This is a genomic window from Methylobacterium sp. 88A, assembly GCF_000376345.1.
In the GTDB taxonomy this organism is placed as follows: domain Bacteria; phylum Pseudomonadota; class Alphaproteobacteria; order Rhizobiales; family Beijerinckiaceae; genus Methylobacterium; species Methylobacterium bullatum.
The window spans coordinates 2840396-2859748 of the sequence record NZ_AQVT01000001.1 but is presented as its reverse complement, the minus strand read 5'-3'; the positions used below and the strand labels follow the sequence as shown (position 1 = coordinate 2859748).

Annotated in this window: 24 protein-coding genes and 2 tRNA genes; 19 read left to right on the top strand and 7 right to left on the bottom strand. The window is 67.1% G+C overall.

Annotation, left to right across the window (positions count from 1 at the left end; genetic code table 11):
- Positions 1-265 precede the first annotated feature (265 nt).
- The 12 genes from A3OM_RS0113805 to A3OM_RS0113750 all read left to right on the top strand — a co-directional run bounded on the left by A3OM_RS0113805 (position 266) and on the right by A3OM_RS0113750 (position 10564).
- Positions 266-2155, top strand: coding sequence for a M3 family oligoendopeptidase (locus A3OM_RS0113805; protein WP_018044348.1), 1890 nt, complete (start codon positions 266-268; stop codon positions 2153-2155).
- 60 nt (positions 2156-2215) lie between these two features.
- A complete protein-coding gene (locus tag A3OM_RS0113800) occupies positions 2216-2440 on the top strand; it encodes a hypothetical protein (RefSeq protein WP_018044347.1) in 225 nt (74 codons plus the stop codon).
- Positions 2437-2823: a type II toxin-antitoxin system death-on-curing family toxin gene (locus A3OM_RS0113795; protein WP_018044346.1), complete on the top strand. Its 387-nt coding sequence runs from the start codon at positions 2437-2439 to the stop codon at positions 2821-2823. The genes A3OM_RS0113800 and A3OM_RS0113795 overlap by 4 nt, the downstream gene beginning before the upstream one ends.
- Before the next feature lie 93 nt (positions 2824-2916).
- A complete protein-coding gene (locus tag A3OM_RS0113790) occupies positions 2917-4281 on the top strand; it encodes an AarF/ABC1/UbiB kinase family protein (protein ID WP_026176014.1) in 1365 nt (454 codons plus the stop codon).
- A 170-nt stretch (positions 4282-4451) separates the two neighbouring features.
- Positions 4452-4745: an aa3-type cytochrome c oxidase subunit IV gene (locus tag A3OM_RS0113785; protein WP_018044344.1), complete on the top strand. Its 294-nt coding sequence runs from the start codon at positions 4452-4454 to the stop codon at positions 4743-4745.
- Between the two features lie 94 nt (positions 4746-4839).
- Entirely contained in the window at positions 4840-5982 is a 1143-nt protein-coding gene (locus tag A3OM_RS0113780; protein WP_018044343.1) for a Re/Si-specific NAD(P)(+) transhydrogenase subunit alpha, read from the top strand.
- 17 nt (positions 5983-5999) lie between these two features.
- Positions 6000-6440, top strand: a complete 441-nt coding sequence (locus tag A3OM_RS0113775) for a proton-translocating transhydrogenase family protein (protein WP_018044342.1) — start codon at positions 6000-6002, stop codon at positions 6438-6440.
- A 4-nt stretch (positions 6441-6444) separates the two neighbouring features.
- Complete coding sequence (locus A3OM_RS0113770) at positions 6445-7845, top strand: NAD(P)(+) transhydrogenase (Re/Si-specific) subunit beta (protein ID WP_018044341.1); 1401 nt, start codon at positions 6445-6447, stop codon at positions 7843-7845.
- Between the two features lie 229 nt (positions 7846-8074).
- Positions 8075-9814: a single-stranded-DNA-specific exonuclease RecJ gene (recJ, locus tag A3OM_RS0113765; protein WP_018044340.1), complete on the top strand. Its 1740-nt coding sequence runs from the start codon at positions 8075-8077 to the stop codon at positions 9812-9814.
- Between the two features lie 88 nt (positions 9815-9902).
- Positions 9903-9986: transfer RNA gene (locus A3OM_RS0113760), tRNA-Tyr, on the top strand.
- Between the two features lie 82 nt (positions 9987-10068).
- Positions 10069-10142, top strand: a tRNA-Gly gene (locus tag A3OM_RS0113755).
- 182 nt (positions 10143-10324) lie between these two features.
- Entirely contained in the window at positions 10325-10564 is a 240-nt protein-coding gene (locus tag A3OM_RS0113750; RefSeq protein WP_018044339.1) for a hypothetical protein, read from the top strand.
- 99 nt (positions 10565-10663) lie between these two features.
- Here the strand turns inward: A3OM_RS0113750 and A3OM_RS0113745 are convergent, their stop codons facing one another.
- The 5 genes from A3OM_RS0113745 to A3OM_RS0113720 all read right to left on the bottom strand — a co-directional run bounded on the left by A3OM_RS0113745 (position 10664) and on the right by A3OM_RS0113720 (position 12566).
- Positions 10664-10858 (bottom strand): hypothetical protein, encoded by a 195-nt coding sequence (locus A3OM_RS0113745; RefSeq protein WP_018044338.1) that lies wholly within the window; start codon positions 10856-10858, stop codon positions 10664-10666.
- On the bottom strand, positions 10855-11145 hold the full coding sequence (locus tag A3OM_RS0113740) for a hypothetical protein (RefSeq protein ID WP_018044337.1): 291 nt from the start codon (positions 11143-11145) through the stop codon (positions 10855-10857). The genes A3OM_RS0113745 and A3OM_RS0113740 overlap by 4 nt, the downstream gene beginning before the upstream one ends.
- Entirely contained in the window at positions 11142-11660 is a 519-nt protein-coding gene (locus A3OM_RS0113735) for a hypothetical protein (RefSeq protein ID WP_238206015.1), read from the bottom strand. The genes A3OM_RS0113740 and A3OM_RS0113735 overlap by 4 nt, the downstream gene beginning before the upstream one ends.
- Positions 11657-11911, bottom strand: coding sequence for a hypothetical protein (locus tag A3OM_RS0113730; RefSeq protein ID WP_018044335.1), 255 nt, complete (start codon positions 11909-11911; stop codon positions 11657-11659). The genes A3OM_RS0113735 and A3OM_RS0113730 overlap by 4 nt, the downstream gene beginning before the upstream one ends.
- Before the next feature lie 187 nt (positions 11912-12098).
- A complete protein-coding gene (locus A3OM_RS0113720; protein WP_018044333.1) occupies positions 12099-12566 on the bottom strand; it encodes a hypothetical protein in 468 nt (155 codons plus the stop codon).
- Between the two features lie 269 nt (positions 12567-12835).
- On the opposite strand from A3OM_RS0113720, the gene A3OM_RS0113715 reads away from it, so the two are divergent.
- The 7 genes from A3OM_RS0113715 to A3OM_RS25885 all read left to right on the top strand — a co-directional run bounded on the left by A3OM_RS0113715 (position 12836) and on the right by A3OM_RS25885 (position 17356).
- Positions 12836-13375 (top strand): hypothetical protein, encoded by a 540-nt coding sequence (locus A3OM_RS0113715; protein WP_018044332.1) that lies wholly within the window; start codon positions 12836-12838, stop codon positions 13373-13375.
- Positions 13372-13896: a hypothetical protein gene (locus tag A3OM_RS0113710; RefSeq protein WP_018044331.1), complete on the top strand. Its 525-nt coding sequence runs from the start codon at positions 13372-13374 to the stop codon at positions 13894-13896. The genes A3OM_RS0113715 and A3OM_RS0113710 overlap by 4 nt, the downstream gene beginning before the upstream one ends.
- A gap of 98 nt (positions 13897-13994) precedes the next feature.
- Complete coding sequence (locus A3OM_RS0113705; RefSeq protein ID WP_018044330.1) at positions 13995-14393, top strand: hypothetical protein; 399 nt, start codon at positions 13995-13997, stop codon at positions 14391-14393.
- Between the two features lie 250 nt (positions 14394-14643).
- Entirely contained in the window at positions 14644-15123 is a 480-nt protein-coding gene (locus A3OM_RS0113695) for a hypothetical protein (RefSeq protein ID WP_238206017.1), read from the top strand.
- 66 nt (positions 15124-15189) lie between these two features.
- Positions 15190-16752, top strand: a complete 1563-nt coding sequence (locus A3OM_RS0113690) for an AAA family ATPase (protein WP_018044327.1) — start codon at positions 15190-15192, stop codon at positions 16750-16752.
- Between the two features lie 11 nt (positions 16753-16763).
- Positions 16764-17000, top strand: coding sequence for a hypothetical protein (locus A3OM_RS0113685; RefSeq protein ID WP_238206018.1), 237 nt, complete (start codon positions 16764-16766; stop codon positions 16998-17000).
- Positions 16997-17356 (top strand): hypothetical protein, encoded by a 360-nt coding sequence (locus A3OM_RS25885; protein WP_051439878.1) that lies wholly within the window; start codon positions 16997-16999, stop codon positions 17354-17356. Before A3OM_RS0113685 ends, A3OM_RS25885 begins: the two co-directional genes overlap by 4 nt.
- Positions 17357-17923: 567 nt before the next feature.
- Here the strand turns inward: A3OM_RS25885 and A3OM_RS0113670 are convergent.
- Both A3OM_RS0113670 and A3OM_RS0113665 read right to left on the bottom strand, forming a co-directional pair.
- A complete protein-coding gene (locus A3OM_RS0113670; protein WP_018044324.1) occupies positions 17924-18742 on the bottom strand; it encodes a metallophosphoesterase in 819 nt (272 codons plus the stop codon).
- Entirely contained in the window at positions 18739-19281 is a 543-nt protein-coding gene (locus A3OM_RS0113665) for a metallophosphoesterase (protein WP_018044323.1), read from the bottom strand. Before A3OM_RS0113665 ends, A3OM_RS0113670 begins: the two co-directional genes overlap by 4 nt.
- Positions 19282-19353 lie beyond the last annotated feature (72 nt).

Genomic DNA, 19353 nt, shown 5'->3' with positions numbered 1-19353 from the left:
AGGCGATCGTCCCAGGGATATCGCCCTGCGAGTCGGCCACCGGTGTTTCGTTTCGATCCGTAGGGTGAGCGAAGAGCGTAAAGCTGCTCTTAACGACGATCCCACTTTCTTCCCAGATGGTCCACTCCCCGGCCTAGGCGGGGCGAACGAAGGCCATGCCGGAGATTCGTTGCGGCCGAATGGGCCGAATCGGTTGATCACGGAGCCTCACCGCTCGATATCAGCGGAAACGGCGGGGAAACGCCGCTTCAGGATCAAAGACATCATGTCGAGTCGTGCCGTCGTCCATGCCAGCCTCTCAAGCGCCGCCCGGATGCCGGCCGGGCAACGATCGGAAGGAACGAACGTCGCGCGGGCGGCCGCTCTCGCCCTCGACCTCGGCTCGCTTCCCGAATGGGATCTGAGCGACCTCTATTCCGGGATCGATTCGCCGGACTTCCGCGCCGACCTGATCCGGGCGGAAGAGGAATGCAGCGCCTTCTCGGAGCGCTACGGCGGCGTCATCGCCGAGATCGCCGGCGGACCCGACGCGTCCACTCGCCTCGCCGAGGCGGTGGCGGCCTATGAGGCGATCGAGGACCGGCTCGGCCGTCTGATGTCCTTCGCCGGCCTGGTCTACTCCGGCGACACCACGGACGAGCGGCGCCAGAAGTTCTACGGCGACACCCAGGAACGGCTGACCACGGCCTCCGGCCACCTGCTGTTCTTCGCCCTGGAGATCAACCGGGTCGATGACGGCGTGATGGACGCCGCCATGGCGGATGGTCCCCTTGCGCATTACCGCCCCTGGATCGAGGATCTGCGCCGCGAGAAGCCGTATCAGCTCGACGACCGCACCGAGAAGCTGTTCCTCGAAAAGTCGGTCACCGGGCGCTCCGCCTGGAACCGGCTGTTCGACGGGACGATCGCGTCCCTGCGCTTCCCGCTGCAGGGCGAGATGCTCACCCTCGAACCGACGCTCAACAAGCTGCAGGACCCGGACGGGGCGGTCCGCAAGGAAGCGGCCGGAGCCCTGGGCGACGTGTTCCGCGCCAATCTGCGGACCTTCGCCCTCATCACTAACACCTTGGCCAAGGACAAGGAGATCTCCGACCGCTGGCGCGGCTTCAAGGACGTCGCCGACGACCGGCACCTCTCCAACCGGGTCGAGCCCGAGGTGGTGGCGGCCCTGGTGGACGCCGTCCAGGCCGCCTATCCGCGCCTGTCGCACCGCTACTACAGGCTGAAGGCCAAGTGGTTCGGGGTGGACGTCCTGCCCTATTGGGACCGCAACGCGCCGCTGCCGCGAGTCGAGCAGCGCACCATTCCCTGGGCGGAGGCGCGCGACATGGTGCTCGACGCCTACGGCGCGTTCTCGCCGCGCATGGCCGACATCGCCAAGACCTTCTTCGACCGCCGCTGGATCGATGCGCCGACGCGGCCGGGCAAGGCGCCGGGCGCGTTCGCCCACCCCACGGTGCCCTCGGCGCATCCCTATGTGCTGGTGAACTACCAGGGCAAGCCGCGGGACGTGATGACCCTGGCGCACGAACTCGGCCACGGGGTGCATCAGGTCCTCGCCTCTCATAACGGTGCGCTGATGGCGCCGACGCCCCTGACGCTGGCCGAGACCGCGAGCGTTTTCGGCGAGATGCTCACGTTCCGGCGCCTGCTCGCCGCCACCACCGATACGGTTCAGCGCCGGGCGATGCTGGCGGCCAAGGTCGAGGACATGATTAACACGGTGGTGCGCCAGATCGCGTTCTACCTGTTCGAGCGGAAGGTCCATCTCGCTCGGGCCGAGGGCGAGCTCACCGCCGAGCAGATCAACGGGCTCTGGATGTCGGTGCAGGCGGAGAGCTTCGGCCCGGCGATCTCCCTCGACGCCGGCTACGAGCCGTTCTGGGCCTATATCCCGCACTTCATCCACTCGCCGTTCTACGTCTACGCCTATGCGTTCGGCGACTGCCTCGTGAACTCGCTCTACGGCGTCTATGCCAATGCCGAAGAGGGGTTCGTGGACCGCTACTTCGCGCTGCTCTCGGCGGGCGGGGCCAAGCCCTACGGCGAGCTCCTCGCCCCGTTCGGCCTCAATGCCAGCGACCCCGCCTTCTGGCAGATCGGCCTCAACATGATCGAGGGGATGATCGCCGAACTGGAGGCGATGGAGGGGTAACGCTCCTTTGCGCCGGCCGCCTTTCGTTGTACATAACGTACAACGAAAGGCGCTACCGTCATGAAGCTCGAAGTCAAGAAGATCGGCAATTCCACCGGGCTTATCCTGCCGCGGGAACTCATCACCAAACTGAATCTGGAACAGGGTCAGTGGCTTCACGTCACCGAAATGCCCGACGGCGGAGTGCGCCTGACCCCCTACGATCCTGATTTCGACAAGGCGATGGCGCTCGTCGACGACATCATGGACGAATACAAGGATACTTTGCGGGCGCTCGCGCAATGACCGAGCCCCGTTGGCTGACGGCCGAAGAGATCAAGGTCGCCCATGAACGCCAACTCGTCCGGTTTGGGGGCCCACCTGGACTTCGAGACGAGAATGCCCTCGAGTCGGCTCTGGGAAGGCCTGTGAACCGCTGGCGATATGAGGACGGCGACCTCGCTTCACTGGCGGCGGCGTATGCCTTCGGTCTTGCGCGGAATCATGCATTCATCGACGGCAACAAGCGGATCGCCTTCGTGGCGATGACGCTGTTCCTACGTCTCAACAACATTGCTTTTCGACCGGATCAGGCCGAGGCGACCCGGATGATCCTCGGCCTCGCCGCGAGCGAGATCGACGAGGATGGCCTCACGCGCTGGATCCGCGACAACTGGCCGGCGGCGTGACCCCTTCCGCGACCCAAGGGCTCATGGCCCTGGCACCCTCGGGGGAGGAGCCTATCTCGTAGTGACACCCCTTCGTCGCGCAGAATGGACCCGATGGCCGATCACGACAACGAAGCCAACCGCTTCTCGGCGCGCGCCAGCCGCTATGCCCGTGTCGGCGCCAATGTCGGGGGTGTCGCCGCGCGGATGGCCGGCGCCAAGCTGTTCGGAAAGGGAGAGCCCCCCACCAACGCGGCAGCTCTGGCCCAGGCGCTCGGGGGGCTGAAGGGCCCGATCATGAAGGTGGCGCAGCTCCTCGCCACCGTGCCGGATCTGCTGCCGCCGGAATACGCCACCGAGCTTCAGAAACTCCAGGCCGACGCACCGCCGATGGGTGCGGCCTTCGTCAAGCGCCGGATGATGGCCGAGCTCGGCCCCGACTGGCAGAAGCGGTTCGCCTCCTTCGACCTCAAGCCCGCCGCCGCCGCCTCCCTCGGCCAGGTTCACCGGGCCACCGGCCTCGACGGGACGCCCTTCGCCTGCAAGCTCCAATATCCCGACATGCAATCGGCCGTGGAGGCCGACCTGAAGCAGCTCGAAATCGCTTTCGCCCTGCACCGTCGCCTCAGTTCCTGGCTCGACACCCGCGAGATCGCCAAGGAGATCGGCGCCCGCGTGCGCGAGGAGCTGGACTACGAGCGCGAGGCCAAGCACGCCGCCCTCTACGGGGCCGTTCTGCAGGACATCGCCGAGGTGAGGGTGCCCGCCATCCACACCGACCTCTCCACCAAGCGCCTCCTCACCCTTGGCTGGCTCGAAGGCGACAGGATCCTCAGCTTTTCCGATCAGCCCCTCGAGATCCGCAATCGTCTGGCGCGGGCGATGTTCAAGGCCTGGTGGCACCCGTTCAGTCGAGCGGCCGTGATCCACGGCGATCCGCACCTCGGCAACTACACGGTCTTCTCCGAGGACGGCGAGGCGCGCGGGATCAACCTGCTCGATTACGGCTGCGTCCGCATCTTCCACCCCCGCTTCGTCGGCGGCGTGGTCGATCTCTATCGCGGCCTGTTGGAGAACGACCACGCCCGGATCGTCCACGCCTACGAGGTGTGGGGATTCAAGAACCTCAACAAGGAGCTGATCGAGATTCTCAACATCTGGGCCCGGTTCATCTACGGCCCGATCTTGGAGGATCGCACGAGAACGGTGGCGGATGGCGTCAAGCCCGGCGAATATGGCCGGCGTCAGGCCTTCGAGGTGCATCAGGCCCTCAAGCAGCGCGGACCTGTGACCGTGCCGCAGGAATTCGTCTTCATGGACCGCGCCGCCGTGGGACTCGGCGCGGTGTTCCTGCATCTGCGCTCGGAGCTGAACTACCACCGCCTGTTCGAGGCCGAAATCGAGCGCTTCTCCCTCGAGACCCTGACCGAACGGCAGGGCGCGGCTCTGGCAGCGGCGGGACTTCCATCTCCCGAATAATCGCCAAGATTAACTGCCCGCGCATGACAAGCGGGGATCGACTGTCATTCTCCGGGATAAAACCGGCTTTCCATATTTTCGCGAGTCGGTATCTCGATTGCGGGTGACAGAGGCATGCGCTAAATCCGCTTGGAACCAATCAAGATGATACCCAAGGGGACGACGACAAGATGGCCGATGCGAAGACCGTGACCGGCGTACGTTACAGCCCGGCGATGGACGAAAAGACCCATGAACAGACCTACCGTGGGTTTGTCCGGTTCGTGGAAATCGGCACCTTCGTGGTGATCTGCTGGGTGCTCGCGTTGGCCGTGGGTGGCATTCGCGAGGCTTGGCTCACGGCGATCTTCGGCGTCCTGCTGTCGGGCGTGGCGGGCACGGTGGGCGCGCTGTCGCCTGTCGTCGGTTGGAAAGCTCCCGCTGCGGTCGCCGTTCTTCTGCTTCTGTACCTCTTCTTCGCGTGACGTAGCCACGGACCGCTGGCATACCAGAGGTCCGGGCTCTATATTCCTGCTAAGCTACGGCGATCGAGAACGATCGCCGAGGGGGATCTCCTGAATGCGCATCGCTGTATTGACAGAGTCGGACCCCGCCGAGCCGCGGGTCGCGGCGGTGCCCGAGACGATCAAGAAATTCAAAGGCCTCGGGGCCGACGTGACGATCCAGTCCGGGGCGGGCCTGAAGGCCGGTGTTCCCGATGCGGATTACGAGGCGGCGGGCGCCACCATCGCCGCCACGGCGGCGGAGGCCGCAACGGATGCCGACCTCGTCCTCAAGGTTCGCCGTCCCAACGAGGACGAACTGAAGCTCTTGAAGACCGGCGCGACCGTCGTCGCCATCATGGATCCCTACGGTAACGAGACCGCGCTGAAGGCCATGGCCGATGCGGGGATCAGCGCCTTCTCCATGGAGCTGATGCCTCGCATCACCCGCGCTCAGGTCATGGACGTGCTCTCCTCGCAGGCCAACCTCGCCGGCTATCGCGCCGTGATCGACGGCGCTGCCGAGTATGGCCGCGCCATGCCGATGATGATGACGGCCGCCGGCACCGTGCCCGCCGCCCGCGTCTTCGTGATGGGCGTCGGCGTCGCCGGCCTCCAGGCCATCGCCACCGCCCGCCGCATGGGCGCGGTTGTGACCGCCACCGACGTGCGGCCCGCCACCAAGGAACAGGTCGAATCCCTCGGCGCCAAGTTCGTGGCGGTAGAGGACGACGAGTTCAAGCAGGCCGAGACGTCCGGCGGCTATGCCAAGGAAATGTCGGCGGAATACCAGAAGAAACAGGCCGATCTGGTGGCGACGCATATCGCCAAGCAGGACATCGTCATCACCACGGCGCTCATCCCCGGCCGCCCCGCTCCGAAGCTCGTCTCGGAGACGATGGTCGCCTCGATGAAGCCCGGCTCGGTGCTCATCGACCTCGCCGTCGAGCGCGGCGGCAACGTCGCCGGTGCCAAGGCCGGCGAGATCGTCACCACCGAGAACGGGGTCAAGATCGTCGGCCACGTCAATGTCGCCGGCCGCCTCGCGGCAACCGCGTCGAGCCTCTACGCCCGCAACCTGTTCGCCTTCGTCGAGACCCTGATCGACAAGGAGTCCAAGGCCCTCGCCGTCAAGTGGGACGACGAGCTGGTGAAGGCGACGAACCTCACGCGGGACGGACAGGTGGTCCACCCGTCCTTCCAGTCCACAGCAGCCTGATCGCGACGGAGAGACAGATGGCAACCCTTCCTCCCGAACAGGCCGCCGAACAGGCGCGCGCCGCCGCCGCTACCGCCCGTACCGCCGCCGAACAGGCCCAGAGCCTCGCCGACAGCCTCGGTCAGGGCATCAGCCACGGGATCGCCGCCGCCACCCACGGCGCGGTCGACCCCACCGTGTTCCAGCTCGCGATCTTCGTGCTTGCGATCTTCGTCGGTTACTACGTGGTGTGGTCGGTGACCCCGGCGCTCCACACCCCCCTGATGTCCGTCACCAACGCGATCTCCTCCGTCATCATCGTCGGCGCCCTCCTCGCCGCCGGCGTCCCGCTGATCGAGAAGGGCACCGGCTGGGCGCGCTTCTTCGGCTTCGTCGGCATCGTGCTCGCCAGCGTCAACATCTTCGGCGGCTTCCTCGTTACCCAGCGCATGCTCGGCATGTACAAGAAGAAGGCCTGAGACGATGTCCCAGAACGTCTCCGCCCTCCTCTATATCGTCTCCGGCGTCCTGTTCATCATGGCGCTGCGGGGGCTCTCGCACCCGACCACGTCGCGGCAGGGCAACCTGTACGGCATGATCGGCATGGGACTCGCCGTCCTCACCACCCTGGTCGGCCATCCTCCGGCCGGGTTCGGCGCCTGGATCATCGTCCTCCTCGGCCTCGGCATCGGCGGTGGCGCGGGTGCGGTCATCGCCAAGCGGGTGCCGATGACGGCCATGCCGCAGCTCGTGGCCGCCTTCCACTCCCTTGTCGGCCTCGCTGCCGTGGCGGGTGCGGCGGGTACGCTCTACGCCCCGCAGGCGGTGGGCATCCTCGAGAACGGCCATATCCATAAGGAATCGCTGTTCGAGATGGCGCTCGGCGTCGCCATCGGCGCCATCACCTTCACCGGCTCGGTCATTGCCTTCGCCAAGCTCGACGGACGCATGTCCGGCAAGCCGATCATGCTGCCGCAGCGGCACGCGATCAACATCGCTCTCGGCATCGCCCTCATTGGTCTGATCGCCGTGTTCATCGGCACCGAGAGCAAGGCCATCTTCTGGCTGATCGTGGTGCTGTCCTTCGTGCTCGGCGGGCTGCTGATCATCCCGATCGGCGGCGCGGACATGCCCGTCGTCGTGTCGATGCTCAACTCCTATTCGGGTTGGGCGGCGGCCGGCATCGGCTTCACCCTGGGCAATCTCGCGCTCATCATGACCGGCGCCCTCGTCGGCTCCTCGGGCGCGATCCTGTCATACATCATGTGCAAGGCGATGAACCGCTCGTTCATCTCCGTGATCCTCGGTGGCTTCGGCGGCGACGCAGCCGCGGCCGGTGCGGGTGGCGCTGTCGAGACGCGCCCCGTGAAGCAGGGATCGGCCGACGACGCGGCCTACATCCTGAAGAATGCCGAGCGCGTCATCATCGTCCCCGGCTACGGCATGGCGGTGGCGCAGGCCCAGCACTCGCTCCGCGAGATGGTGGACATGCTCAAGAAGGAAGGCGTCGACGTGAAATACGCCATCCATCCCGTCGCCGGCCGCATGCCGGGGCACATGAACGTGCTGCTCGCCGAGGCCAACGTACCCTACGACGAGGTGCACGAGCTCGAAGACATCAACGGCGACTTCCCGCAGGCGGACGTGGCCTTCGTGATCGGCGCCAACGACGTCACCAACCCGGCCGCCAAGATCGACAAGACCTCGCCGATCTACGGCATGCCGATCCTCGACGTGGAGAAGGCCAAGACGGTCCTCTTCATCAAGCGCGGCATGGGCTCCGGCTATGCCGGTGTCGAGAACGAGGTGTTCTTCCGCGACAACACGATGATGCTGTTCGGCGACGCCAAGAAGGTCGTGGACTCGATCGTCAAGAACCTCTGAGCGGCGCGGGGCGGCACACCGCCCCGTCAGTCTCGATTGCAAAGGGTCGGCGCCATGCGCCGGCCCTTTTCTCGTCTTGGTAGGAGCTGGTTCCGGTATCGCCTCACGCGTCACCTCGAAGCGAGCAGCGCAGTAGCGCCGGATAGCCCCAGGCGAGTAGACTGACGGCGTGTCAGCCGCGTCAGCCCTTGCCCCATCCCGTGCCTTCCTCGGCGTCACCCGTTCCGTCATGGGGCGGCCCTGGCGTGACCGCTGCGGCGACCCCGCCTGCCAGGCCTATGCCGCGACGATGGTGCAGGCCCATGGCCTGCCCGACCTTCTCGCCCGCGTCCTGGCCTCGCGCGGCATCCGGCCCGACGAGGCGGCGGCCTATCTCGAACCGCGCCTGCGCGACCTGATACCGGATCCGTCCCGCCTCGTGGACATGGAGGCGGCGGCCGAACGGCTCGCCCATGCCGTCGAGGCCGGCGAGCGCGTCGCCGTGTTCGGCGATTACGATGTCGACGGCGCCGCGAGCGCGGCGTTGATGGCCGGCTACCTGCGCGCGCTCGGCCTGACGGTGGACATCCACATCCCGGACCGGATCACGGAAGGCTACGGCCCCAACGTGGCGGCGGTCACGGCACTGGCGGAGGGCGGCGCGACGCTTCTCGTCTGCGTCGATTGCGGCACGAGCGGCCATGAGCCCCTGGCGGCTGCGGCCGAACGCGGGCTCGCCGTGATCGTCCTCGACCATCACGGCGCGCCGGAAATCCTGCCTCCGGTTGCGGCCCTGGTGAACCCGAACCGGCTCGACGACATTTCGGGCTTCGGTCATCTCTGCGCGGCGGGTGTCGTCTTCCTCACCCTCGTGGCCCTCAACCGCCGCCTGAGGCGGGGAGGGCGGGAGGATCTGCCGGATCTCGCCGACGCCCTCGATCTGGTGGCCCTGGCGACGGTCGCCGACGTGGTGCCGTTGACCGGCCTCAACCGCGCCTTCGTCGTGCAGGGATTGAAGGTGATGCGGGGCCGGGGCCGGATCGGTCTCGCCGCCCTGTTCGATGCGGCATCCCTGAGCGAGCCGCCGGAATCCTGGCATCTCGGCTATCTGCTCGGTCCGCGCATCAATGCCGGCGGGCGCATCGGTCATGCGGGACTCGGCGCGGCCCTTCTCACCAGCGGGGATCCTGCGGAGGCGACCCGCATCGCCACCGAACTCGATCTTCTCAACCGGGAGCGGCAGGGCATCGAGGCACAGGCGGTGCTGGAAGCCGAGGCCGAGATGGATCGCGCGCTGACACTGGCCCCCGACACGCCGATCCTGGTGACGGCCTCCGCCTCCTGGCATCCGGGAGTGGTCGGCCTCGTGGCGGCGCGGCTGAAAGAGCGCTTCGGTCGGCCGGCTTTCGCCTTCGCCCTGCGCCCGGACGGGACCGCCACGGGGTCAGGCCGATCGGTCGCGGGGGTGGATCTCGGCCATGCGGTGCGTGAGGCCGTGGATGCCGGCCTCCTCGTCAAGGGCGGCGGGCATGCCATGGCGGCCGGCGCCACGCTCCCGAGCCACGATCCCACACCTCTGCGCGACTTCCTGGCGGCCGCCCTCGCCGCGGCGGTGTCGGAGGCAAGGGCGGTGGAGGCACTGCTCGTCGACGGCACCGTGAACGCGGGCGGCGCCACGGCGGAGGTGGTTCGCCTCGTCCGGCGCGCCGGGCCGTTCGGCGCGGGAGCACCGGAACCGGTCTTCGCCCTGCCGTATCACCGGCTGGTCGATGCGGGAATCGTCGGCAACGGCCACGTCCGCGCGCGCTTCAGGAGCCGGGACGGCCAAGCCATCGGCGCCATCGCCTTCCGCTCCGCCCAGGGACCGTTGGGGCAGGCGCTGCTGGGCGGGATCGGGCAGGAATTCCACGTGGCCGGAACCCTCGCCATCGATACCTGGCGCGGCGGCGAGCGGGTGCAGTTGCGCGTCGGCGATCTCGCCACACCCTGAACTTTGCGTCGGTGCCCGCGCGGGACGTGTTGACACCCGCGCAAGCCCTCACCATAAGGACCCGCGCGCTGCCGAAAGGCGGTGGTTTGGGGGAATGTCCCGAGCGGCAAAGGGGGCGGACTGTAAATCCGCTGCGTAAGCTTCGTAGGTTCGAGTCCTACTTCCCCCACCAATCCATACCGACACGCTGGCACCACGGCCGATGAAGGGATCACCTTCTCAAAACCGCGTCGCCATGCTATCGGGCGCCACATGCGGGTGTAGCTCAATGGTAGAGCAGCAGCCTTCCAAGCTGAATACCCGGGTTCGATTCCCGGTACCCGCTCCACTCCCCCCTTCCCGAAAAGACTAGCAACCTCAGCCCGATAGGGCAGGGGCGCGGTATCCAGTGGCTGTTTGCCTGGGCGGTGGATACCGCATGGATACCGCAGACGAATCGGTATCGGGCGCAAGTTTCCTTGTCGAACTCGGACCCGCTCGCACGAATGATGGTGATCGAAAGAGATCGCCATGCCCCGCTGCACCCACACCCCGGCCCGCCTCTACGACCGCCACCCTGATCCGGTTCACGACCTCATCGCCGTTGGCAGCCTTTCCCGGTTCGTGCGCTGCACGGATTGTGGTGCCAGGGGCATCGTCCGGCGCGGCCGCGTGGGATGGACGCCCCGTAGCGCCGGTGATCCGGTCCGCCCGGAGGTCGAGCGGTGGAACGCCCTGGTGGCCGAGGCTCGTGCAGCGCTCCTGCCTTGATCGAAGAACCCGGGCCCTTTCGCTTTGGGCCGCCCCGAACGTGTAAAACGATTCCACAAACGCGATTTGGGAATCGTTTTACACGTTCGGGGCGGGCCATCAGTTCAGGGTCCCGATCTCGCCGTCGTACCCATCGAGCACCCGGACCTCGCCCCCGGCCGGGTGGAGCGAGACGGCATCGCATCGCGGGCAGTGCAGGCCGCCCGCCGCCATCCGGACCTCCCCCCACCGGAACTTCGCGGAGCACGTGAGGCAGCACCAGGTCTGCTGCATGACTTCGTCAGACTCGGTCATCCCAGCCTCCGCGAATAGCTGCCATCGGGATGGAAGGTGACCTCCTCGGTGTAGGTGGTCACCTCCACGTCATGGCTGCCAGAGATGGAAACTTTCGCGACTGGCTCGCCAAGGTTCACGCCCCAGTCGTCATCGAGGTCCATCTCCTCGCCCAGGGTGAGGTGAACCCTGATGCCGCCGGCGAGCGTGAAGGTGCCTCCCTCGCGGATGGCGCGCTGCCAGTCCTCCTCGGTCGCGAAGTGCTTGCGGGTGAGGGTGATGGTCGGGTTCATCATGCGCTCGATCATGCCCTGTCTCCTTCCGGCGGCCGCCCGTGCCGAGTGGTGCCGTCCGGCCAGTCCCAGCGATGTTCGCAATCAGGTTCGAACTCGATACCGACGATGGTGGCCTTGAGGCGGTAGAGTTTGTCCCGGAGTTCGTTGACGCCGTTCCGTTCCAGACCGATGCACCCGGCCAGGTGGCCGGTGATGGCGTAGATCTGGCGCGCCGCCTCCTTCAGACGGTCGGCCTCGGACATGGTCGTCGGGTCCGGCTCGGGCGAGTGGACCTCCTCAAGCTTCGCCAGCCGGACTATCAGGGCGCTCATGGCGAACCCGACCGATCCCTCCTTGCCCGTGACCTTCCAGTGCCCGGCGGTCTCCCGACCGGCATCTTCCCCAACGCCCTCGGTATAGATCGTGATGACGTCGCCGACGGCGTGGCGGTCGAAAGGTGCCCTGATCAGGACGACGGTCCCCTGTCCGGGCATGCGGCGCCAGTCGGTTGCCTTGACCCGGTAGCTCTGCATGCCCCGACCGTTCACTGCGGCCTCCTCAGGCAATCGGGGCGCCCGTCCGGTCCCACGAGCGGCTGCATGCCAGTCTCGGCTTGGGTGTACCGGCACCCGGTCGCCGGGTCCGTCCAGACCCGGACGCCGCCTTGGTTGGACCACGCGGGATCCGCTGCCTGCGAGAGGGCCTGCAGGATCGTGAGCAGGACGGCCGCGGCGATGGCGATGCCGATGAACAGGAACCAGAGGTCGAACCCGTCGCGAGGCGAGGAGGTCCTGATCATGAGGACCTCCTCGAAACACGGCGCCGGTCATTCCTGACCTCGCGGAGGACGGCGTGCCTGATCCAGTCCGCGAACATGACCTGCACCTTGGCCTGCCGCTGGGGGGCCCCGCCGGGGTGCTCCTCTGCGATGATCCGCTCGACCCCACGAGCAGCCCCGAGGGCGATCTCGTCGATTGTGGACCGCCTCATGACTGGGCCCCCCGAAATGGAGCGGGGTTCGGGGTGCAGCCCGAGTGGTCCTCGCCGGTCAGGAAATCGAGGACCCGATACAGGTCATGGCGGATCCCGGGGACGCCGTAGAGATGATGCCCTGCGGTCGCGAGATCGAACTCCTTGATGACGGTCTTCACACGCGAGACGGCCTCGTGGAGATCTCGCCGGCGGATGAACCCGGCATACTGCAGGACCTGCAGGGCGGGCGCCGGGTCGAAGTCGGCGTCGCTGTAAGCGTTGACGGTCTGCTCGACGACGTCGGCATCGCTCATTGCCCGGAGGGCGTCACGGCGCTCCTGTGCCGCGACCGCTCGCTGCGCAATCTCCTCGGCCATCTCCAGCCGGTACTTGGCGACCCACGTTTCATGGGCCGCCACTTGCTCGGGTGTCATGCCGGCATACAGCCGGGCAAACTCTCGGATCTCGATCTCTGTGGGCATGCTGGTCCGGGTCCCTGTCTCGCGTTCGCGAGATCGCTTCAGAGACGATCGAAGCAGCTCCCGCAGATTCGCCTAGAGGGAAACCGGACGGGCCGTCCGGATGGCCCATCGAGAACGCCATCGCGGTTTACGACGCGCGACACGGCCTCATCGGGCGTAAAGAATTCTCTCGTGGAGGCCTTGCGACTACCGCAAATTGCGGTACATTTAGATCACCGGCGCAAGCCGAGGCCTCCCGGGGCGATCCGGGCCGATGATGGAGCCACCCGATGACCACCACCAAAATCGACCGTTCCGCCCTCCTGAGGAATGCTTGGCGGATCGCCCGCGAAGCCGCGGCCTCCGCCGGCACCGCCGTCCGTGCCGCGCTCGGCGCCGCGTTCCGGCAGGCTTGGGCCGAGGCCCGCATGGTCGCCCAGCCCGTCCAGCAGCAGCAGGCCCAGGCCGTCGCGCCGGCCGACCTCACCACCACCGAGGGCCTCGCCAAGGCCCTCGTCGGCAAGACCGCCTCCCTTGCGCTTGCGGGTGGTGAGGCCCTCTACACCATCGTCTCCGTCGAGCGCTGGACCTCGCCCGACGGCGCGCAGGTCCGCGACTACATCAAGATGGAGACGAGCGGCATGTGGTCTGACGACCGCAAGGGTCCAATCAAACTCTTCATCCTGCGCAAGGGAACCGGACACGGCACGTACACCGAGACGGATGCCGGCGAGGCCTTCTGGGCGTACGGCGGGTTCTGCAACAGCGGCAACAAGCGCTGCAACGCCAACGACATGGTCAAAGACATCCTGGAGAGTATCCGCTCATGACCTGGATGGTCCGACTACGCGCACACGATGGCGGCGAGCTTCTGGAGAGGGCGAGCTACGGCTCGCCCGACGCAGCCATTGACGCCTATCGCCTCCTGCTCGGGCGCGAGGACCTCATCGGGCAACCGGTCGCCGCGGTGTTCAAGCCTCCCCGGGATGCGACCGGCGACGGGAACGCCGCGACGTGGTTCTCGCGGTTCGACAAGCCTCTCGGGGCGGGCCGCATCGGTCCCGACGACCCCCGGCTTGACCCTTGGGCTAACGCATACGATGCGAAAAGCGCAGTGTACTCCCCCGCGCCGGCGTCCAAGCCCAAGGCCGCACCGGACTGGGAAAAGGACGCCCGCCCCCTGTCGGAGTGTCTAAAGGCATGGGCCAAGACACGCGGCGGGCGCGACGCCGCGGCCGACGCCCTGCAGGTCTCACGGTCTACCTTCGACGGCTGGTGCGACGGCCGTGGCGCGGCCCAGGACAGGATGATCCGCAGACTCATGACGCTCACCGACACTACTAGCCGTTGACGACGCGCTACCCTTGAAGAGTAATGATTGTCAGTATAGATAGGACAATACCAGAAGCGGCTTGCCCACAAGCTGCCCGGTACAGCAGGGAACCCCACATGTTGATTATCGACCGAATGGTGGCGATGGTGCGCGCCGGCCCCGGCCCCTCGCCGGAGGAACGGGCTGCGGCCGCTGCCCAGTACCAGGCTGAGGAGAAAGCCAGGCAGGTCCGCCAGGCCGAGGAGCGCCAGGCATTCCTCACGGCCGCCCCCCGGTATGTCCTCCCCGACGGCTCCGCGTGGCGCTCGGCACAGATGCTCGGACGCCTGAGCAACGGCGGTGAGCGCGACCGCGGCCGCCTGTACCATATCGTCTCCGAGGACGGCTGCGGCCCGATGGGCGGGGCCGGGAGCGCGCTGTGCGGTGCCACGCCGGGCCGGCGTTCCGTCGGATGGGGCGACGTCGAAGGCGTCCCTGCGACCTGCCCGCGTTGCCTGAAGCGGGTGGCGTCATGAGGGGCACCACCATCATCATCAGGGGGTACACATGGGGGCAGCGCCTTGGCATGTGGCCCGTCGCGAATGACCATCCCGGCCGGTTCTGCGTTGACGTGATCTACCTGGCCGGCCCCACCCAGGACCTTCTCCCGTGCGCATAACGCTCTACCCCGTCCCGGCTGGGACCCCCGCCGTTGGGCACGCCGTCGGGTACGTCTCGGGCTCGCCGCTCTCCAACCTCGCGGGGGCCGCCCCCCCGGCGGGGCCTTTGCTGTCCTACGATGGCCGGCAGGCCCTGATCGATGGCCAGCCGGTGGATCATGCGGAGATCTCGGAGGCCCTCCACGCCGAGATCGAGCGAGTGGCCAAAAGGGTCTTCGGACCTGATTTCGTGGGGCCCCTGAGCCTGGCCTCGGGCCTAAACGTGCGCTCCCTGGCACGCGGCCGCCTCATCTCCCATGGTCTCCCGGCGCCCCTCCTGGACATGCTCGGCCGGGCGGCCGCAACCGCACACCCGAGGGCCACCGGGTATATGCTCCAAGCAGTTGCGTACCTTTGGGACGAGCACGTCATCTCCCATGGAATGGGCGAGACCGGCCCAGGGCCGCTCTCCGCCCAGGGTCGCGAGGCCCTCGGGCAGCGCTGTGAGGAGATCCTCGACCGTGCGCTCGGGATGGTCGCCACGATGCAGGGGGAGACGGCCGCGGCCCGGGCCCGGACGGCCGCGCTCAAGGCAACGCTCCGTTAACGATTCGTGTGTATGGCTGGCACCCTGAAGCCCTGTCTCTGACAGGGCGTCTGGAGAAACCCGGCCATGACGAAGCCCCCCCCTCGGGGTGCGCGCCCCCGTGCGCCTGCCAGCGATCCGTTCGCACCCAATCATCCCCCGTCCGTAGACTGGCTCGATCAGGGCCTGGATTTCCTCGACTGCGACCCGCTCGCGGATACGATCCACTGGTCGACCGGCATCCTGCTCGACCTGCCGGACCTGCCCCCCCCCGTGCGTGCCGCGCTTGAGAAGCTGTCGTCGTGCCGCGTGTCGCTCTCGTCGCTCTCGCATGCTGAGAGCGTGTGCGACGATGCCTCGGAGGACCTCAAGCTGGGGCAGAACGACCGCGACACGTATGCCGATTGGTCGACGAGGTGCGTCTATTACCAAGCTTTTTTGGGCGACCACGTCTGTGCCCTGCGGTGTGCCGTCAGGGTCTGGCAGATCGCCATGGCGGGCGGGCATACCGACCTACGACTGGGAAATCTCCTCCGAACGCATGCCGAGATGATGAGCATCGCCGCGTACTGCGATGGAGAGCAGTGGGCACCCAGGCGCGAGCCCCGGTCGGCCCGCCGCCAGGGGGACGGTTTGACCGCCTTACAGATCATTGCCCGGTCGGTCGTGAAGGTAGAGTGGCCCAACAACGTCAAGCGCGGCCCCGTCCGGGACGACACCGGCTTCGATCCCCGCGATCAAGACGAGGACGATCTGCCGGAGGCAGCGGGCGCCGGGCTCCTCGTCGTGCGCAGCGTCGAGCACCTGCCGGGGTCCGCGAAGGACGGCGCACGTAGCAGCGGCGGGACCACGCCCCGCGCGGAGTGGGCGCCTATCGCGGGGGTGACTCTCCCGCGCCGGCCGGTGCCCGATCTCGCGGCCGCGCGTCGGGATCTCGTCGATCAGTACCCGCACGCGGCATCGCTCATCGAGCGCATCCTGAACCAACTCGTCGGTAGGTCATTCGCCCGGCTTCCACCCATCCTGCTCGTCGGGCCCCCGGGCTCCGGCAAGACGCGACTGGCCACCAGCCTGGCCACCGCGCTGGGCCTCCCAAGCACGGTCTACTCGTGCTCGGGTGTGGCGGACGCCTCGTTCATCGGGACCTCCCGGCAGTGGTCATCCGGCAGGGCCTCGGTGCCGCTTCAGACGATCCGGCAAGAGAGCCTCGCGACGGTGGCGGTGGTCCTCGACGAGATCGAGAAGGCCGGCACCAGCATGACGAACGGCAATCTCCTCGACGGGCTCCTGCCCATGCTGGATCATGCCGAGGACTACAGGGACCCCTACCTGGAGTGCGCGACCGATCTCTCGGGCATCACGTTCCTGGCGACGGCTAACGGGACTAGGGGCATGCCCCGGCCCCTGCTGGACCGCTTCCGAGTTTTCCAGATGCCCGAGCCCACGCTTGCCGACCTACCTGCCCTCGCACGGGGGATCGTGGGGGACGCCCGGCGCGAGAGGGGGACGGATGCGTCGTGGCTCCCGGACCTCGACGGCGACGAGCTCGGGCTCATCGCGGAGCACTGGAGTGGGGGTAGCGTCCGACGTCTCCAGCGTCTCGTCGACACCGTCCTCGCCGGTCGCGAGACCCTCGCGGCCCGGCATTGAAGAGGGTGACGATGACCACGCACGCCCCCGTCTGGGACTACCTCCGCTCGTCCATCCGAGCCCATCGCCTCGCCGGCACGGTCGATCACCGCGTCGGGGTCGTGCTTGATGAGTACGTCGGACATATGGCCCGCTGTGTCGCGACACGCCAGGTCACCTTGTCTGAGGGCCTCGCCGCCGCCAACGCGGCCGTCGTGGCATGCGGCCGCCTCATCCCGATCCCTGAGGATCGCCTTGAAGCGCGATGACAGACGTCTACCGGAATCTGACCCGCGGCTGCTGGTCCGTCCGTGAACGCGGCCGCGTCGTCGCCCACGCCCAAACCGTAACCCTGGCCGACGCCGTGATGGTCGTCCGGCCAGGGTCGCGGGCCCGGGTTATCCCCACCGGCAATCGCGAGGTTCACGCGTGGATCAAGGGCACCCTCGTCCCGCATGCAGGCGTCCCCGCGAGGGCCGTCAGATTCTATTACCGGCCGTTCCTTGCCGGTCATTTCACTGACGAATGCGGTCGGCCCGTCGTGGCAGCCGCCTCAATTTTCTTCGACGAGGACGGCAGGGCATGGCACAGCGAAACCGGTACCCAGGCAGCCGCTTCGACCTGACTGAGCTCGGCGACCGTCCCCTGTTTCACGACTGGATCATACAGCCCGACAACCGGTCCGCGGATGGCACCGTGCTCACCGGGACGGTCTACGGGCATGACAAGTTCCCCGACGGGACGGGCCTAACGACGTCGACCGTCCAGGCTTTCGATGCGGCGGCGGGATGGGCGTACTGCTACTCGACTGGGCTGGTCCGCCTCGGCCGGTGCCAGGACCCGGAGGGATGCGCGAACGTGGACCTTATGTAGCCCAAGCGTTAACGGCCCGGCCGGGGCGGTGGTGGCAAAACGCCTGTCGGGAGGCGGGCGGGCGGGCGGCAAAACGCCTGGGCGGACGGCAAATTACCTATTCCGAGGGTCGCTGGCGGCAAAATGCCTGGGCGCCCCCGGGTCGACAGGCCGTTTGGGTCACCTTGATACAGCCCCCCCCGCGCCTCCCGGTTAACGCAAGGCCCGTATCCCGTTCGGGAATTTTTTAGGTCCGGAATGCCGTGACCTGACCGTTATTTTGGACCGAGCCGACTGAGAGGCTACTGTGGCCTGTCCTGGGATCCGTCGAGGGGGCTGGTCAAGGAATGTAATGGGCGACCTCAACAACGAGCCCATGTCTGAACCTGGTTCGCTCATCTGAATGCCCCCTTGCGTTGCAGACCACCCGCGTCCGGCCCACCCGGTAATCGGAGGCATAATGGACATGACCGTGGACCCAGACGTCCGGTCCTTGGTCCAGGATGACGTCAGTCAGGTCGGAAGCATCGCACCACCGTAGGTCCGCGTCGCTCCGTGGAAGGCTCGCCGGGTGCGGGGCGTGATGGGTCACCACCACCGTGGGACCGGGGTGGCTGACGGCCAGGGTGTTCTCGATAAAGCCACGGGTGACCCGGTGCATCGCAAGCACCTCCTCGGGCTTGATGCGATTGCGCGACCTCGGACCCGTGCGGATCCGGCGGTAATCGACCATCCCACCACGCCCCTGGGCGGTCCGGATACCGTGGTTCAGGTTGAACGACCCCAGGCGGAAGTCCGTCCATAGGGTACCGCCGGCGAACCGAACGCCGTCGATGATGACCGCGTCGTCGAGCAGGAGATGGATGCCGAGCGCGTCCGCCCGCTCACGCCCCCGGGTCAACTGGTCGTGAATCGTGTAGCGTTCCTCACCCCGGTCCCACCAAAAATCGTGATTGCCTGGCACGTAGACCACCGGCACGCCGGACAAGTGGTCGCCGAGCCAGTCCAGCGCCCGAACCAGGGGCATGTGCACGTCACCGGCCACGACGGCCACGTCGAAACCACCCGCCGGCGCATGCGCGGCAGGGTCCCAAGCATTCTCCTTCCAGTCCTGATGCAGGTCCGAGAACACCCATAGGCGAAGGCCAGGGGCAGTCATGACCCCGCTCCGTTCGTCGCCAAGCGCGCCAGGATCCGGTCCAACGTCACCGGGGCCCAGTCCCAGCAATCCACGCCGACATCGGCACGCGTCGCCGTGCCCGGGACCGAACCATGGGAATGCCCATGCAGGTGAAGGCCACCCCGGTGGGAGCGAGGGTAGCTCACATGAGGGTAATGGCTCAGCCATATGGAGCGCATCACGCCCGCCGGGTCCGGCAGGGCGATCATCGCCACGTCCCGGACGGGCTCGGCCCAGGGGAGGCGTTCACCGATCCGCTCGTGGTTGCCACGGATCAGGAGCTTGCGACCGTTAAGGCGTAGGAAAATCGCGAGCGCATAAGTCTCGGTGCACCGGTATGCGAAGTCGCCCAGGTGCCAGACCGTGTCATCCGGGTGGACGACGGCGTTCCAACGTTCGACCAGGGTCTCGTCGTGCTCGTGAAGCGAAGCGAACGGTCGCTGGGTCTGCATCCTCGGGCTGAGGATGAGAGCTTGATGGCCAACGTGGCTGTCGGCCGTAAAATGTACCTTTGGCATTTTAGCCTCTCGCAATTGCGGAGGCTTCGCGCGCGGCATCGCTCTCCGGGATTAGTCGGTCGGGGGCGGCGC